Here is a 16,261-nt window from a genome sequence, read left to right as displayed (position 1 = left end):
ATAGGCTTAAAACAATAGAGAGGTGGCCGAGTGGTCGAAGGCGCACGCCTGGAAAGTGTGTATTCCGTAACGCGGAATCGAGGGTTCGAATCCCTTCCTCTCTGCTAAAATAACGTTGTTAACGATAATTTTTATATATTTATAACCTTTAACTAATTAAATTAAGACAAATACCAATGAAAAGATTATTTTCTATTCTAGTAATCGCTACAATTATGGCTGTTGGAAGTTTCTCAGCAAACGCAAGTAGTATGGTTAACACCGCTGTGCCATCTGTAGTAGTAAAATTTGTACAAGATGATCAGGAAGCATCCGCCGATGCAAATGCAGAGGAATCTTTAGGATTTCACCAAGAGCTTAAAAAACGTTTCATAGAAGGAGGTGCCGGATTTATGGGTATTGTACTTTTATGTCTTATTTTAGGTTTAGCAATTGCAATCGAGCGTATTATCTTCTTAAACCTATCTACAACAAACTCTAAAAAACTAGCCCAAAGTGTAGAAGATGCTTTAAATAGCGGAGGCGTAGAAGCTGCAAAAGAAATTTGTAGAAACACTGCCGGACCAGTTGCTTCTATCTACTACCAAGGTTTAGACCGTATGGATGAAGGTATCGATGCTGCAGAAAAAGCAGTAGTAGCTTACGGAGGTGTACAAATGGGACAATTAGAGAAAAACGTATCTTGGGTTTCTTTATTCATCGCTTTAGCACCAATGCTTGGGTTTATGGGGACGGTAATCGGGATGATTCAAGCCTTTGATAAAATTGAAGCTGCAGGAGATATGCAACCATCATTAGTGGCGGGAGGTATTAAAGTAGCACTTTTAACAACTGTATTTGGTCTTATTGTGGCTATTATTCTTCAGATATTTTACAACTACATTATTGCAAAAATAGATAGTATTGTTAACGATATGGAAGATGCATCGATTACTTTAATCGATATTTTAGTAGCACACAAGCACAGTAAATAATTTCCAAATAACAGTTAACAAATAACAATTATGGCTTTATATAAAATATTAAAAATAGTTTCATTAATACTAGGTGCTATAGGCTTGGTATTAGGGATATGGCTATTTACTTCCGATAACGCTTCGCTAGTAGAGCCAATGCTTTACATTACTTATGTTGTAGGGGCATTGTTATTGCTACTGGTAGCCGTGTTTGGATTAAAAGATATCCTTACAGGAGACGTTAAAAAAACCTTGATTACCCTTGGAGCATTTGTTGTAGTGGTAGCTATTGCTTACTTCATGTCATCTGGAGTAGATACAGTAATGCGTAATGGGGAAATTCTTACAGCTGGAGAATCTAAATGGATAGGTGCAGGGCTAAGAACATTTTACATCTTAGCAGCAGTGGCTATTTTATTAATGATATATTCTAGCGTTAAAAAATTAATAAGTAAATAATTATGGCAAAAAGAAGTGCACCAGATGTTAATGCAGGATCCATGGCGGATATCGCCTTCCTACTGTTAATATTCTTTTTGGTGACAACAACCATTGAGACCGATAGTGGTATCAATCGTAAATTGCCACCAATAGAGGATGAGCAGACACCGCCGCCGCCGCTTAAAAAGAAAAATGTTTTTGAAGTAATTGTAAACCGTAACGGAGAACTTCTAGTTGAAGATCAAGTTATGGAATTAAAAGACTTACGTCAAGCAGCAATAGATTTCTTAGATAACGGTTCAGGTACAGGAAAGGATGCATGTAATTACTGTCAAGGTAAGAAAGACCCAGAATCTTCAGATAATCCAGTAAAAGCAACTATCTCTTTACAAAATGATAGAGAGACAAGTTACGGAGCTTACATTGCCGTGCAAAATGAGCTTGTTGCTGCTTATAACGAGTTGAGAAACCGTGAAGCACAACGTGTATTTGGAAAATCTTTCGTGAAGATGGAGCAAGATTTTGCCGATAAAGCAAATTATAGCGGAAATAGGGAACGGCTTAAGGAAAACATTAAACAAATACGTGAGATGTATCCAATGAAGCTGTCTGAAGCAGAAGCAGAAAAAAATAACTAATTTTAGCTTAAGCAAAAATTATGTCTAAATTTAAAAAGAAAAAATCTGGTGATTTACCAGCGATATCAACAGCCTCGTTACCTGATATTGTATTTATGTTATTATTCTTTTTTATGGTGGCAACTGTAATGCGTGAGAATACGTTAATGATTAAAAACGAACTTCCAACAGCAGACCAAGTAGAAAAGCTACAGAAAAAAGACTTAGTAATGTATATCTATGCAGGGAAACCTAGCGAAAATTACAAAAGCCAATACGGTACAGAAGCTAGGGTTCAGCTTAATGATAAATTTGCAAATGTGAGTGATATTCAACAATTCATTATAGAAGAAAGAGCTTCTAAACGTGAAGAGTTACAGAAAGATCTTACCACATCGCTTAAAATAGATAGAGAAACCAATATGGGACTTGTATCTGACATTAAGTATGAATTACGTAGAGCTGAAGCGTATAGAATTAACTATACTACCAAAACTGGAGATGCCGTAGAGAACTTCGGGAAATAAAATTGGTATTTACATTATATCAAGCCGCCTAAATGTATTTTTAGGCGGTTTTTTTTATGAAGATATATTACCTTTATAAAATATTTTTCTCCTTATATGTATACATTGATTAAAAATATAGAAAAGCTTAACCATATCCTTAGGTTAAAAAAGAATAACCTGATATTGCTTTTTATGTTTCTATCCTTATCTTTTAGTTATGCGCAAGAGCAGGATAGCGTTATAAAACAGCCAGATAATAAAAAATTTAAACTGTTTGAAAACTCTGTAGATAGCCTTTATAGAGAGGATCAGTTTTACTTTGGCATCATGTTCGATTTATTGTCAAAAAAACCAAAAGGGATGCGTCAATCTGGTTTCTCGGGCGGAATGCAGTTGGGTTACATAAGAGATATGCCTATTAATAAAAGGCGTAATCTTGCCTTTGGTGCAGGCTTAGGTTGGGCTATAAACTCTTATGGGCAGAATTTATTTATCTCTGAAGATGAAAATAATAAATCGGTATTTCTTGTATTAGATAAAACCTTGGTCGATTATAGTACAAACCGTTTGGTTACACATCAATTAGAAGTTCCTTTGCAATTTAGGTGGCGAACTTCTACCCCAGAAAATGCAAATTTTTGGCGTATATATTCGGGTTTGCGTTTAGGGTATATTTATTATTTTAAATCTAAATTTAAGCAGTCAGGTAATAACGTTTTTCAGACAGATGCAAAAGAGCTTAATCGGTTTAGGTATAGTTTAGAACTTTCTGTAGGGAACTCTGGCTTTAATTTCTACTTTTTGTACAGCTTAAACCCTTTATTTGATAGCGCCTATGTAAAAGATACTAATGAGGCAATAGAAATTTATCCAATAAAAATTGGTTTTGTTATTTATATATTATAAAAACACTATTGTTATAAGTACAGAAGAAACAAGCCAAGTTGGGTTCCTCCTCCTGCTATAATGCCTAAAATAAGTTCTTTATGATTGTGTGCCTTGGCTTGTAGTCTTGCCGAAGCTGTCCACCCTGTAGCAAAAATAAAAAAGGCAATTAACCCGTAAAGGGGAAGCCCAAAATAAATACAAACTCCTATAATAAATGTGCAAAGACCAGCTATACCTACCATGTGTAAACTGATTTTTTGTTTAAGATAAGTGCCTAGAAGCACAAGAAGCGTAGCGTATAAAATTCCTGAAAAAAATAGATAAGGAATGTTAAACTGGTATTTTGGAAATATAAAATTAATAATGGTAAGTGTAATAGTAGCATAAAAAAGTAAAGGTATTTTACGCTCTTTTACTTTAGAAAGACTGAAATTAGAGATGAGCTTTGAGTTTCTTAAAATAAAAGAAAAAATAAGCGGTATAATAAGGGTAAAGATAACTACAGCTAAGATTTTTGCTTTTATTACAGGCATAGGATAAAAGCGCTTTGTTAACCAGAAATAGAGTAAAATACCCACCAATGGCATTAATAAGGGATGAAATAAATAGGAGGCAATGGCTATAAAGCGTTTCATAAGCCTTTATATTTCTTTGCGTAAACGAGCTACAGGAATTTGTAATTGTTCTCTGTATTTAGCAACAGTTCGCCGTGCAATAGGGTAGCCTTTCTCTTTTAATATTTTTGCTAGTTTCTCGTCGGTAAGCGGTTTGCGTTTGTCTTCATCTGCAATGGTAATTTCTAATATTTTCTTTATTTCTCTTGTAGAAACATCTTCTCCTTGATCATTTTTTATCGATTCAGAGAAAAAATCTTTAATTAAAAAAGTGCCGTATGGGGTGTCTACATATTTGCTATTTGCTACACGCGATACGGTAGAAATATCCATGTCTATTTCGGTAGCAATATCTTTTAGAATCATGGGTTTTAAATCACGTTCATCACCGCTTAAAAAATAATCTTCTTGATAATGCATGATAGCACTCATGGTAAGCATAAGTGTTTCTTGGCGTTGTTTTACAGCGTCTATAAACCATTTGGCGGCATCTAATTTTTGTTTTATAAATAAAACAGCGTCTTTTTGCTCTTTAGATTTTTCTTTAGACTCTTTATAGGTTTTTAGCATGTTGCTATACTCTCTAGAAACATGCATTTGTGGCGCATTCCTTCCGTTAAGCGAGAGTTCTAATTCGCCATCCTTAATTCTAATGGTAAAATCTGGAACAACATGTTCTACAATACGGGTGTTATTACTGTAGCTTCCGCCGGGTTTTGGGTTTAAAGATTCAATCTCTTCAATAGCTTCGCGGAGTTGATCTTTGGTAATAGAGAATTTATGATTGATTTTATCGTAATGCTTTTTTGTAAACTGCTCGAAAGCATCCTCTAAAATATTTATGGCTAGGCTAACTGCAGCGGTTGTTTTTCTTCTTTTTAGCTGAATTAATAAGCATTCCTGTAAATTTCTTGCTCCAACTCCTGCAGGGTCTAATTCTTGAACTGTTTTTAGTACTCGGGTAACTTTCTCTGAGCTTGTGTATAAGTTTTGTGTAAAAGCCAAGTCGTCTACAATGTCGTTTACTTCTCTGCGTATATAGCCGCTTTCGTCTACACTTCCTACCAAAAATTCTGCAATGCTATACTCTTCTTCATCTAAGCGTAAGGTTTGCAGTTGGTTTTTTAAGTACTGAGCAAAAGATGTTCCTGAAGCATATGGTATTTGTTTATCTTCATCATCTTTACTATAATTATTTGCTTGTAGTCGATAGCTAGGGATGTCGTCATCGCTAAGGTATTCATCTACATTAATGTCGGTTTCAATTACCTCGTGGTCGGCTTCATACTCATCGTTTTTAAATTCATCCTCAAAGTCAGTATTCTCTTCCTTACCACTATCTAAGGCAGGATTTTCTTCAAGCTCTTGTTTTATGCGTTGTTCAAAAGCTTGTGTAGGCAGTTGTATCAGTTTCATTAACTGGATTTGCTGCGGAGATAATTTCTGCGATAATTTAAAACTTAATTGCTGTTTGAGCATAAATATAAAGGCTTGTTTCTACAAAAATACTAAAATTGGCATATAGCTTGTGGCTAAATATCTGTTAAGATTTTCAACTTTTATTACCAAACCTATGTCTTTTTTAGGTGATATTAGCGTAATTTAAGATACTGAATTTTTTCTAATAAATTGCAAAAATTTTTTAGGGCATTCTAAGGTGAAAGATAGTTCTTCTAACGTTGTTGGATGTTGAAATTTTATACCCGTAGCTGTAAGCATAATGTTGGGTGTACTTATGGTACTTCCGTAAGAAATATCACCGATAATAGGGTGTTTGGCTTCTGATAGGTGTATGCGAAGCTGGTGAGTTCTGCCTGTAATTGGTTTTAGTTCTACTAAACTAAAAATAGTTGTGTTGGTTTTGTAGGTTTTTAATTGCGTATAATATGTTTCGGCTTTTTTTTGAGCTATTGGTGTGGAGAATTTCCCTGTTTTTTGTAAAAACTTTCCCGTTATGAGCGCTTGATAGGTTTTGTTTACTTTTTTTTCTTCAAATTGTAAATGTAGTGCTTGCCTTGTGGTAATGGTTTTGGCAACAATAAGAAGACCAGAAGTTGGGTTGTCTAGCCGGTGTACAGGTATAGGGTATGTTAGTGCATCAGGAGCTGTACTAGGGCTTAAGTTGTGTGGTAGGGCGTTTTCTATGGTTTTAAAGTAATTTCCGTTTGTGGGGTATCCTCCTGGTTTTACAATTACAGCAAGTTGGTTGTCTTCAAACAAAACTTTTAGATCGAGTTTGAATATTTTTTTGGTCGTGTTTTTTTGGGCATAAAGGCTAATTTTTTGCCCTTCTTTTATCCAGGTAGCCGTGCTAGCTACTTGATCGTCTATATAAAGCAGCTCTTTTTTTATGGCTTTTTTAACGGCACTTCTCGTGGGGAGTTGAGTGAAAATAAGCGCAGCATATTCCTGCAACCGAATGCTTTTATCTATTGCAGGAACGCTATGCTCTTCTAGTATTTTCAATTTAAAATGCTGCGTTTTGTGGTGTGCGAGGGTAAGGAATTACGTCTCTAATATTACTCATGCCCGTGGCAAAAAGTACTAAACGCTCAAAACCAAGTCCGAAACCACTATGTACACATGAGCCAAATCGGCGTGTGTCTAAGTACCACCAAAGTTCTTCTTCTTCGATGCCTATTGCTTTCATTTTTTCTTTTAGTACGTCTAAACGTTCTTCTCGTTGTGCACCTCCAACAATTTCTCCTATTCCAGGAAAAAGTACGTCCATAGCGCGTACGGTTTTACCATCGTCGTTTAAGCGCATGTAGAAAGCCTTAATATCGGCAGGGTAATCGAATAAAATTACGGGGCATTTAAAGTGTTTCTCTACCAAGTAACGTTCGTGTTCACTTTGTAAATCGGCACCCCAATCTTCGATAGGGTAATTGAATTTTTTCTTTTTGTTGGGTTTAGAGTTTTTGAGGATGTCTATTGCCTCGGTATAACTAACGCGCTTAAAGTTGTTTTCGGTAACAAACTTTAGTTTTTCGCGAAGCTTCATAGGAGAGCGATCCTTTTCTGGTTTGCTTTTCTCTTCTTGTAAAAGGCGTTCTTCAAGGAAGGCTAAATCTTCGTCACAATTTTCTAAAATATAGTTTAGTACGTATTTTATAAAATCTTCCGCGAGGTCCATATTTCCGTCTAAATCACAAAAAGCCATTTCGGGTTCAATCATCCAAAATTCGGCTAGGTGGCGAGAAGTGTTGGAGTTTTCTGCTCTAAATGTAGGCCCAAAAGTGTAAATGTTTCCTAGTCCAAGGGCGTAAGTTTCTCCTTCTAATTGTCCGCTAACGGTTAGGTTTGTTTCTTTACCAAAAAAATCTTGAGAGTAGTCTATTTTACCATCTTTTGTTTTTGGAGGGTTGTTTAGGTCTAAGTTGGTTACTTTAAACATTTCTCCTGCGCCTTCTGCATCACTTGCTGTAATAATAGGGGTGTTTACATAGTAAAACCCTTGAGTATTAAAATATTGGTGTACGGCAAAAGCCAATTTGGAACGTAAGCGCATTATAGCCCCAAAGGTATTTGTACGAACGCGTAGGTGTGCTTGCTCTCTTAGTTTTTCTAGGCTATGGCGTTTTGGTGATAGGATAGTTTTTTTAACATCTTCTGGGTCTGCCTCACCTAGGATTTCTATTTCATTAACTTCTATTTCTACTCGTTGTCCTTTTCCTTCGCTTTCTTTTAAAACGCCTGAAATTTTTACCGCAGCCCCAATGTTAATTTTAGAAATAATTTCTTCGTCGGTGTTTTCAAAATCTAAAACACATTGGATATTAGCAAGTGTAGAGCCGTCGTTTAAAGCGATAAATCGATTGCTTCTAAAGGCACGTACCCATCCTTTTACAGTATAATCTTGTAAAAGATGATCGGTTTCTAATAAAGTGGCTATTCTGGTATGTTTCATGGTATTTTTATTTAAACTGCAAAGATAAAAGATTTCAGAAATGTCTTACGTAAAGCAAGAAGAATTGTGTGTTAACCTATGTTTAAAAGCTTAGTTTATTTCTTCTTCACTTTCATCATCTATAATTTTTAGCGGTGGTTCTTTTAATGTTTTTTTGTTAGCAATATTTCTTTCTAGTGAGAGTAGTAAAGAGGGGAGTAGCAATAGGTTAGAAAGCATGGCAAATAAAAGTGTTGCCGATACCAGCCCGCCTAATGCTTTTGTGCCGCCAAAGCTACTAATCATAAATACCGAGAATCCGAAGAATAACACAATCGAGGTATAAAACATACTCACGGTAGTTTCGCGTAAAGCAGGGTAAACCGATTGTCTAATTTTCCAATGGCGTGCTTTTAATTCTTGGCGGTATTTTGCTAAAAAGTGAATGGTATCATCTACCGATATTCCAAAGGCGATACTAAATACAAGAATTGTTGAGGGTTTTATGGGGATGCCTAAAAAGCCCATCATTCCAGCCGTAATAAGTAACGGAAGTAAATTTGGAATTAAGGAAATAATAATCATTTTAAAAGAACGGAACATCCATGCCATAAATATGGCGATAAGCAATATGGCTAAGGATAATGAAAGCACTAGATTTTTGACCAAGTAGTTTGTTCCTTTCTGAAAAACCAAAGCCTTTCCTGTCATGCTGATATCGTAGCGTTCTTCTGGGAAAATTTTATTTATTTTAGGCCATATATTGGCTTCGATGCGTTCCATCTCGTCGGTGCCAATATCTTTCATTAAAATGGTCATACGGGCATATCTTCCTGTGCTGTCTACAAAGGAATTTAAGGCTTCGTTTGTGTTGTTGCCAGCTAACCCCTTTAGATATGGAAAAATGAAATTTCTTTCTTGCGATGTTGGGAGTTGGTAATAATCGGGGTTTCCGTTATAATAGGCCTGTTTGCTGTATTTTACAAGATTTAATATCGATATGGGTTTAGATAGCTCTGGAACATCTATAATAAGCTCTTCTAAATCTTGCATGCGTTTTAGGGTGCTAAGTTTTAAAACACCTTTGTCTCGTTGTGTATCGATAAGTATTTCTAGTGGCATAATTCCATTAAATTCTTCTTCAAAAAATTCAATATCTTTAAAAAACGCCGCTTGTTTAGGCATATCTTCTAGAAGGCTTCCAGAAACACGTATCATATAGATGCCTATCATGCTTACAATAAGTGCAATTACCGCACATATATAAATGGTAATTCGTCTGTTTTTAACGGTACGCTCTATCCAGTTTACAAAACCTTCTAGCCAGGTTTTACCTAAGTGTTTTAGGTGTTTCTCCTTGGGTTTAGGAAGGTAACTGTAGGCAATGGGTATAATGAGTAGGCTAAGAATAAAAATAGCAATAATATTGATAGAGGCTACAATACCAAACTCTTTCAGCAAGGTGCTTTCTGTAATAATAAAGGTAGCAAATCCAGAGGCTGTGGTAACATTGGTCATAAGTGTAGCGTTCCCCACTTTTGCGATAACACGTTGTAATGATTTCGCTTTATTGCCGTGAATTTTAATTTCTTGTTGGTATTTATTTATTAGAAAAATACAATTGGGAATTCCTATCACAATAATAAGAGGCGGGATAATAGCAGTAAGCACAGTAATCTCGTAGTTTAATAATCCCAAAACTCCAAACGACCACATTACCCCGATAATTACCGTGAGCATGGAGATAAGCGTAGCACGTACCGAACGGAAAAAGAAGAAAAATATTAGCGATGTAACTAACAAAGCGCCTCCTACAAACCATTGTATCTCGTCAATGATATTTTGCGCATTTAGCGTGCGGATATAAGGCATTCCCGATACATGAATCTCTAAGTTTTGCTGGGTTTTAAAATCGTCTAAAATTGGTTGAAGAACGTCCATTACAAAAATCTTACGTTCTTTAGAGTTTACAATTTCTTTTTTTAGGTAAACAGCGGTTTGTATGGTGTTTGTGTGCTTGCTGTACACAAGCCCTTCGTAAAACGGAAGCTTATTAAAAAGCTTGTCTTCGTATTGTTTTACCCCCGCAAGGGTGTTGGTTTTTATGCTATCGGTTAATGGTACAAGCTCAAAACGTTTAGGGTTTTCAAACTTTTTTAATTCTTTTAAATTTCCAACGCTTATTGTGTACGAAACTTCATCATAAGCTCCAATTTTTTCAGCCAAGGCATTCCAAGCGTTAAATTTTTCAGGAGTAAATACGCTGGTATCATTAGTAGCAATTACAATAAGGTTTCCTTCTTCTCCAAATTTATCTACAAACTTGTTGTATTCTAAATTTACAGGATGATGGTCTGGTAGAAGATTGGCTTCGGTGTGCGTAAAACGCATATTTTTCCATTGCATTGCAAGAAAAATAGTTGCCGCAATAACTGCTAAAATAATAAATAACCGATTGCGTAAAATTATACGGGCAATCGTATTCCAAAAGCCAAAACTAAATAATTTATTCATGATGAATTTTAAAGGCAGCAAAGGTATAAAATGCCTAACAATAAACCCTAATTTTTACTTAAAGCTTAAGGTTAAAGGTGAATTTTAAGGAAATATTATCTTCAAAATTAGGAAGGTGATAGGCTCCATAGCGATAAGCGGCACTAATACCAAAGCCCATAAGCAGCTGATTGACTTCAAGCCCAGCTTCATTATAACCATGATTTAATGTTTTGAAATCTAAATTAATATGGTTGTTAAGTTGGGTCATGTCTCCAATAGCATGCCTAGAAATTAAAACCAATTGGGGTTGGCTATATTCCCATAAATACCAAGATTTAAAAAAATGTTTTACTTGGAGGTTAAGCTGTTTATCACTAAAAAATTCACTAAAATACATGGTTTCAAAAGTTCTTATTCCAGCAACAGAAAAGCGTTGTAAGAGTGCATCTTTGGTAGGGTTATTAGGGTAAGCATGAAAGCTATGTGTAAGCGGTAATTGCCCTACGGCATAATTTCCTTCCAGAATAACCTCGGTAGTTTGCTGGTTAAGCTGCTGAAGGCTGTAGTTTATTTTTGCCCCAATTTTTGTGAAAGAAAAATCGCTATTAAAAACATTTCTAAAGGCTTGTTCTACTTGGATAGAAAACTTAGGGTAGTTTTTTTCGAGTTCGATAATTTTATTGCTCGAGGTGAGAAACTCGCTAAAAGGACTCCACTCTAACCCGATACCTATTTTTGATATTCGATAATCTTTATACGATTTAGAATCGGTTTCGTATCGGTAGCCTGTGGTTTGGTCTATAGCGCTATGAGATAACTGCCAGTTACTTTTTAATTGTGGAGAAAACCGATGGCTTAAGGTGCTACTCCATTCTTTTATTTTATAGTAAAAGTTAATGTTTACCAGTCGAGGTTCAAATAGCGAATAGCTTTGATAATCGGTAAGATATTGGTAAGCACCTACTTCCTCAATATCATTAATATAGCTAACATCTATCCAAGAACGGTTGTTTTTGTTTAGTTTTAAGGCGCCTCCAAATCCATATTTTATTTGGTTATCTTTAAAACCATAAACGATGTAATTATGAAGCCTGAAATTGGAAGATAGCTTATCGTTCGTGATAAGGCCGGTTCCTAGTCTAAAACTTTCGTAGTTGTTGTATTTAACTAATTTTCGTAAGTCGATATTTAAGAAAGAAATCGGGAAATAACCTATTTTAAAGTTTTCTATAATGTCTATTTTCCTGTTGATGTTTTCTTGCTCTATTTGTTTAGAAACACTGGTAAACGTGTTTTCGTCTCGTTTTGTAAACGGGATTGTACGATTTTTTTGCCAAAAGCTTTCGGGTTGTTGTGTTGCTTTTTCGGAGAGTGTAACAGCACTTTGGTTTTTTGTAATCGATACGGGTTTGTTAAATATTATAGTTTGGTTGGTTTGTGTTGCTTTTAAATATAAAGGACTTTCGGATGATGCTGGAGAGATGTTTCCTAAGCGTATATTACCTCCAAAAATAGCTACTTCTTGCTGGTATTTTCCTGGCTTTAGTGTTAGGCTTTGTTTTGTGGGAAACCAGATGTTTTCTGTAGGAAAATATTCAAAATCTTGACTGGCATTTATAATTAAATTCCCCCGAAGCTGTCCTTTTGCTTTTTGTATGGCATAACTTGTGGTGTCTATATGCAAAATTCCTTCTAGTCCTGCTACTACTTGCTGGCGTTTAGGATGGAAGTAGATAACATACGCAGGTTGCTCTCCTGTAAGGGTGTCTAGTATTTTATAATGATAATTTTTAAAGGCTTTATTGCCTAATGGCCCGGCATAGGCTGTTCCAAATATTGTATAGCTGTCCTTGTACCAAGAGGACGATTGTACTTTTATAGATAATAATTGATACACTGGTTTTTCAAAACCAGCAGTTCGTGTTGCGGTAATGGTTTCTTTTGGACCTTTTTCTTTAGTATATACAAAATTGCTTATTTGTTCTGTAAGGTAAGCACGTCCTTTTTCTATAAGTGTTTTTATGGCTAAGTTGTCTTGATCAATTTGATTAAACTCTAGTAGCTGACTTTCGTTATCTATAATTAATTTATTATAACTGCTGTATTGGTATGAGTTTAGTTTTAAATCGGGGTCGTTTTTTTGCTTACGTGTAATAGCCTGTTCTATTATTTTATTAGCTGCCAGGTAGGTGGTGTTTATAGAGACTTCCCCTAGGTTTTCTGCTTTGGGGTTAAGGTGAATTTTAAGTATCCTGTCTGTTTGTATTGGTATGTATTGGGTTTGATAACCTAGGTAGCTTATTTCTAATTTTTGTGATTGTTGAGTAACATCAATTTCAAACGAACCATCAATATTGGTAAATACCGATGTTTTTTCTGCGGGAAGATAAACACTGGCAAAGGGTAGCGGGGCTTTAGTGCTTTGGTCTAAAACAAATCCTTTTTGTTGTTGCCCTAAAATAAAATTGGGTAAACAGCAGAGTAGTAAAAGAAGCAGCTTTTGCATAGTGTTGTTTGGTGAACGATAAAAAAAGCGACAATCATTATGCCGCTTTTAGTTTACCCATTAGGTTGTATAATTTATTTATATTAAACCGTCATGATTTCTTTTTCTTTTTGAACTAAAAGCTCATCGATAGTGGTAATAAACCTATCGGTTAACTTTTGGATATCTGTTTCTGTACTTTTTTGGATATCTTCAGAAGCTTCTAATTTTTTTAAATCGTTGTTGGCATTTTTACGGTCGTTACGTACGCCAATTTTTGCGTCTTCGGCTTCGGCCTTTGCTTGTTTAACTAGGTCTCTCCTGCGTTCTTCAGTAAGTGGTGGTACGTTTATGATAACGCTTTCTCCGTTATTCATAGGGTTGAAACCTAAATTAGCCATCATAATTGCTTTTTCTATTTCTTGAATAAGCGATTTTTCAAAAGGTTGTATGGCTAAGGTTCTTGCATCTGGTGTGCTGATATTGGCTACTTGGTTTAAAGGGGTTTTGCTACCGTAATAATCTACCATTACAGAGCCTAGCATGCTAGGAGATGCTTTACCAGCACGTATGTTTGAGAATTGTTTTTCTAGGTGCTGTATTGCCCCGTTCATTGCTTCCTCGGTGCTTTCTAGGATAAAATTAATTTCTGAATCCATCGTCTTATTTTTAATACGGTTATGATTGGGTAAGTTTACAAAGTTTATGTTACAAATTTACTTTTGTCCCTATGTTTTCTCCGGAAACTACTTTTAGTAGGTTTCCTGGCTTATTCATATCGAATACAATTATCGGAAGTTCATTTTCTTGGCTAAGGGTAAAAGCGGTGGTATCCATTACTTTTAGCCCTTTGTTTAGTACTTCGTCAAAACTAATAAAGTCAAACTTAGTAGCTTGTTCGTCTTTTTCTGGATCTGCGGTATAAATCCCATCAACACGTGTTCCTTTTAAAATTACGTCGGCTTCAATTTCTATAGCTCTTAAAACTGCTGCCGAATCTGTGGTGAAATAAGGGTTTCCTGTTCCTCCTCCAAATATTACTACACGTCCTTTTTCTAGGTGGCGTATGGCTTTTCGTCTAATAAAGGGCTCGGCAACTTCATTTATTTTAACAGCAGATTGTAATCTGGTTTCTATGCCGTGGTCTTCGCAAGCACTTTGTAATGCGAGGCCATTTATTACCGTAGCAAGCATCCCCATGTGGTCTCCTTGCACGCGATCCATGCCTTTACTGGCGCCTGCAACACCTCTAAATATATTTCCGCCGCCAATTACAATAGCTACTTCAATACCTTTGTCGGTAACGGTTTTTATTTCTTTTGCATAATCGGCTAGACGTTCGGGGTCTATGCCGTACTGGCGTTCACCCATTAGGGCTTCTCCAGATAGTTTTAATAGTATTCTTTTGTAGTGCATGTGGGATGTGTGTTATAAACAAGCTGTTGCAAATATAGTGATATTCTGTTTGTCAGAAAAAAATGTATAAAAAAACCACTTTATATTTTAAAGTGGTTTTTAGTTTATCTTTTAGGAGGCAGATTATCCTAAGGCAACTCTAGCAAAAGCAGTTACTTTAACATCGTTTCCTAATGTTTGTACGTGTTGTGCAACGGTAATTTTGTTATCTTTAATAAACAATTGGTTTACTAAAGTGTTGTCTTTAAAGAAACGGTTTATTTTTCCTTTAGCAATATTGTCTAACATTGCTTCTGGCTTTCCTTCTTGGCGAAGTTGCTCTTTAGCAATTTCTATTTCTTTATCGATAGTTTCTTGGTCTACACCGCTTTCGTCTAAAGCAACAGGATTCATTGCGGCTGCTTGCATAGCTACGTCTTTAGCAATTTCTTCAGCATTTTCTCCACTTCCAGAAAGACCTGTGATTACAGCAATTTTATTACCTGCGTGAATATATGAACCAACAAAAGGAGCTTCTATGGTTTTGAAAGAACCGATCTCGATTTTTTCTCCAATTACTCCTGTTTGCTCTGTTAATTTATCAGCAACAGTAATTCCGTTGTAATCTGCAGCTAATAATTCTTCTAGGCTGTTAAAGTTTAAAGCTAGTTCTGCAAAATCGTTAGCTAATTTGATGAAATCTTCGTTTTTAGCCACAAAGTCAGTTTCACAGTTTAAAGAGATTGCTGCACCTTTTTTATGGTCTGCGCTTACTTTTGCTATGGTAGCTCCTTCGCTAGACTCTCTGTCGGCTCTCTTGGCGGCTACTTTTTGTCCTTTTTTACGTAAAATTTCAATTGCTTTATCGAAATCTCCTTCTGCTTCTACAAGTGCTTTTTTGCAATCCATCATACCGGCACCGGTAGCTTTTCTTAGCTTATTTACTTCTGCTGCTGTTATTTTCATGTTCTTTAGTTTAAAAATTTAAAAAAGTCGTTTAGCATTCTATTTTACGAATAAAATAACTAAACGACTTGTGTGCTGAGTTTATAAAATTGTTATTTTATTCTTCCGCTGTTTTGGTAGCTTCTGCTGCAGGAGCAGCTTCTTCTTTTTGTTCTTTTTTAGCTTGGCGCTCAGCTTTTCTTTCGCTAAGACCTCCGCTAATAGCGTCTGCCATATAAGAAACTACTTTTTTGATAGATTTTGAAGCATCGTCGTTTGCTGGAATCACAAAGTCTACCTCTCTTGGGTCAGAGTTGGTATCGACCATTGCAAAGATTGGAATGTTTAATTTCTGTGCTTCTCTAATAGCGATGTGCTCTCTTGTAGTGTCTACTACAAATAAAGCTCCAGGCAAGCGAGTCATATCAGAGATAGAACCTAAGTTCTTTTCTAATTTTGCTCTTAAACGGTCTATTTGTAAACGCTCTTTTTTAGAAAGAGAGTTAAAGGTACCGTCTTTTTTCATACGATCTATCGAAGCCATTTTCTTAACCGCCTTACGTATAGTAACAAAGTTGGTAAGCATACCACCAGGCCAACGCTCGGTGATATAAGGCATGTTAGCTCTTGAAGCTTCTTCTGCTACAATTTCTTTAGCTTGTTTTTTGGTTGCAACAAATAAAATTTTGCGTCCACTAGCTGCAATTTTTGCAAGGGCATTTGCAGCCTCTTCCATTTTTGCAGCACTTTTATATAGGTTGATGATGTGAATACCATTACGCTCCATATAGATGTATGGTGCCATGTTTGGATTCCATCTTCTAGTGAGGTGACCAAAGTGTACACCTGCATCTAATAATTCTTTTACTTCTATTTTGTTTGCCATTTTTGTAATAGTTTACGTTCTGTTGAGATAGCAATAAACACCTGGCGATGATTCTCGGCCTTGCTTATTTAGATGCTAAACTAACTCTCGGGTTTAACGAGATAACAACAAATACATATTTTAAAATTAAATGAGTATAA

15 protein-coding genes and 1 tRNA gene are annotated in these 16,261 nt (G+C 35.8%); 6 read left to right on the top strand and 10 right to left on the bottom strand.

The window, feature by feature from the left end:
* Window positions 1–16: 16 nt before the first annotated feature.
* The 6 genes from GGR32_RS02435 to GGR32_RS02410 all read left to right on the top strand — a co-directional run bounded on the left by GGR32_RS02435 (window position 17) and on the right by GGR32_RS02410 (window position 3,429).
* Window positions 17–104: transfer RNA gene (locus tag GGR32_RS02435), tRNA-Ser, on the top strand.
* Window positions 105–176: 72 nt separating this feature from the next.
* Window positions 177–974 (top strand): MotA/TolQ/ExbB proton channel family protein, encoded by a 798-nt coding sequence (locus GGR32_RS02430; protein ID WP_183476006.1) that lies wholly within the window; start codon window positions 177–179, stop codon window positions 972–974.
* A gap of 30 nt (window positions 975–1,004) precedes the next feature.
* On the top strand, window positions 1,005–1,415 hold the full coding sequence (locus tag GGR32_RS02425; RefSeq protein ID WP_183476004.1) for a hypothetical protein: 411 nt from the start codon (window positions 1,005–1,007) through the stop codon (window positions 1,413–1,415).
* Between the two features lie 2 nt (window positions 1,416–1,417).
* On the top strand, window positions 1,418–2,035 hold the full coding sequence (locus tag GGR32_RS02420; RefSeq protein WP_183476003.1) for an ExbD/TolR family protein: 618 nt from the start codon (window positions 1,418–1,420) through the stop codon (window positions 2,033–2,035).
* 20 nt (window positions 2,036–2,055) lie between these two features.
* Window positions 2,056–2,541 (top strand): ExbD/TolR family protein, encoded by a 486-nt coding sequence (locus GGR32_RS02415; protein WP_183476002.1) that lies wholly within the window; start codon window positions 2,056–2,058, stop codon window positions 2,539–2,541.
* Window positions 2,542–2,637: 96 nt separating this feature from the next.
* Window positions 2,638–3,429, top strand: coding sequence for a porin family protein (locus GGR32_RS02410; protein ID WP_246415160.1), 792 nt, complete (start codon window positions 2,638–2,640; stop codon window positions 3,427–3,429).
* Between the two features lie 11 nt (window positions 3,430–3,440).
* Here GGR32_RS02410 and GGR32_RS02405 read toward each other — a convergent pair whose 3' ends face one another.
* The 10 genes from GGR32_RS02405 to rpsB form a co-directional block, all read right to left on the bottom strand.
* Window positions 3,441–4,046: a hypothetical protein gene (locus GGR32_RS02405; RefSeq protein WP_183476001.1), complete on the bottom strand. Its 606-nt coding sequence runs from the start codon at window positions 4,044–4,046 to the stop codon at window positions 3,441–3,443.
* A gap of 6 nt (window positions 4,047–4,052) precedes the next feature.
* Window positions 4,053–5,504 carry an RNA polymerase factor sigma-54 gene (gene rpoN, locus GGR32_RS02400; protein ID WP_183476000.1) on the bottom strand — a complete coding sequence of 484 codons (1,452 nt, stop codon included), beginning with the start codon at window positions 5,502–5,504 and terminating at the stop codon, window positions 4,053–4,055.
* A gap of 123 nt (window positions 5,505–5,627) precedes the next feature.
* Window positions 5,628–6,491, bottom strand: a complete 864-nt coding sequence (locus GGR32_RS02395) for an RluA family pseudouridine synthase (protein ID WP_183475999.1) — start codon at window positions 6,489–6,491, stop codon at window positions 5,628–5,630.
* A gap of 1 nt (window position 6,492) precedes the next feature.
* Window positions 6,493–7,935 (bottom strand): asparagine--tRNA ligase, encoded by a 1,443-nt coding sequence (gene asnS / locus GGR32_RS02390; RefSeq protein ID WP_183475998.1) that lies wholly within the window; start codon window positions 7,933–7,935, stop codon window positions 6,493–6,495.
* A gap of 90 nt (window positions 7,936–8,025) precedes the next feature.
* A complete protein-coding gene (locus tag GGR32_RS02385) occupies window positions 8,026–10,428 on the bottom strand; it encodes an efflux RND transporter permease subunit (protein WP_183475997.1) in 2,403 nt (800 codons plus the stop codon).
* 58 nt (window positions 10,429–10,486) lie between these two features.
* Window positions 10,487–12,916 (bottom strand): DUF5686 and carboxypeptidase-like regulatory domain-containing protein, encoded by a 2,430-nt coding sequence (locus GGR32_RS02380; protein ID WP_183475996.1) that lies wholly within the window; start codon window positions 12,914–12,916, stop codon window positions 10,487–10,489.
* Window positions 12,917–12,999: 83 nt separating this feature from the next.
* A complete protein-coding gene (frr, locus tag GGR32_RS02375; RefSeq protein ID WP_183475995.1) occupies window positions 13,000–13,554 on the bottom strand; it encodes a ribosome recycling factor in 555 nt (184 codons plus the stop codon).
* Window positions 13,555–13,603: 49 nt separating this feature from the next.
* Window positions 13,604–14,311 carry a UMP kinase gene (gene pyrH / locus GGR32_RS02370; RefSeq protein WP_183475994.1) on the bottom strand — a complete coding sequence of 236 codons (708 nt, stop codon included), beginning with the start codon at window positions 14,309–14,311 and terminating at the stop codon, window positions 13,604–13,606.
* A gap of 123 nt (window positions 14,312–14,434) precedes the next feature.
* Window positions 14,435–15,256 carry a translation elongation factor Ts gene (tsf, locus tag GGR32_RS02365; RefSeq protein WP_183475993.1) on the bottom strand — a complete coding sequence of 274 codons (822 nt, stop codon included), beginning with the start codon at window positions 15,254–15,256 and terminating at the stop codon, window positions 14,435–14,437.
* A 97-nt stretch (window positions 15,257–15,353) separates the two neighbouring features.
* On the bottom strand, window positions 15,354–16,121 hold the full coding sequence (rpsB, locus tag GGR32_RS02360; protein ID WP_183475992.1) for a 30S ribosomal protein S2: 768 nt from the start codon (window positions 16,119–16,121) through the stop codon (window positions 15,354–15,356).
* Window positions 16,122–16,261: the final 140 nt, after the last annotated feature.

The sequence above is a fragment of the Mesonia hippocampi genome (assembly GCF_014197445.1).
In the GTDB taxonomy this organism is placed as follows: Bacteria; Bacteroidota; Bacteroidia; order Flavobacteriales; family Flavobacteriaceae; genus Mesonia; species Mesonia hippocampi.
This window is presented reverse-complemented; position numbering and strand designations above follow the sequence as displayed.

Excerpts from the sequence above, each read along its gene's own strand:
- GGR32_RS02430 (WP_183476006.1), top strand. The coding sequence starts at position 177 with ATGAAAAGATTATTTTCTATTCTAGTAATCGCTACAATTATGGCTGTT.
- GGR32_RS02425 (WP_183476004.1), top strand. The coding sequence starts at position 1,005 with ATGGCTTTATATAAAATATTAAAAATAGTTTCATTAATACTAGGTGCT.
- GGR32_RS02420 (WP_183476003.1), top strand. The coding sequence starts at position 1,418 with ATGGCAAAAAGAAGTGCACCAGATGTTAATGCAGGATCCATGGCGGAT.
- GGR32_RS02415 (WP_183476002.1), top strand. The coding sequence starts at position 2,056 with ATGTCTAAATTTAAAAAGAAAAAATCTGGTGATTTACCAGCGATATCA.
- GGR32_RS02410 (WP_246415160.1), top strand. The coding sequence starts at position 2,638 with ATGTATACATTGATTAAAAATATAGAAAAGCTTAACCATATCCTTAGG.
- GGR32_RS02405 (WP_183476001.1), bottom strand. The coding sequence starts at position 4,046 with ATGAAACGCTTTATAGCCATTGCCTCCTATTTATTTCATCCCTTATTA.
- rpoN (WP_183476000.1), bottom strand. The coding sequence starts at position 5,504 with ATGCTCAAACAGCAATTAAGTTTTAAATTATCGCAGAAATTATCTCCG.
- asnS (WP_183475998.1), bottom strand. The coding sequence starts at position 7,935 with ATGAAACATACCAGAATAGCCACTTTATTAGAAACCGATCATCTTTTA.
- GGR32_RS02385 (WP_183475997.1), bottom strand. The coding sequence starts at position 10,428 with ATGAATAAATTATTTAGTTTTGGCTTTTGGAATACGATTGCCCGTATA.
- GGR32_RS02380 (WP_183475996.1), bottom strand. The coding sequence starts at position 12,916 with ATGCAAAAGCTGCTTCTTTTACTACTCTGCTGTTTACCCAATTTTATT.
- frr (WP_183475995.1), bottom strand. The coding sequence starts at position 13,554 with ATGGATTCAGAAATTAATTTTATCCTAGAAAGCACCGAGGAAGCAATG.
- pyrH (WP_183475994.1), bottom strand. The coding sequence starts at position 14,311 with ATGCACTACAAAAGAATACTATTAAAACTATCTGGAGAAGCCCTAATG.
- tsf (WP_183475993.1), bottom strand. The coding sequence starts at position 15,256 with ATGAAAATAACAGCAGCAGAAGTAAATAAGCTAAGAAAAGCTACCGGT.
- rpsB (WP_183475992.1), bottom strand. The coding sequence starts at position 16,121 with ATGGCAAACAAAATAGAAGTAAAAGAATTATTAGATGCAGGTGTACAC.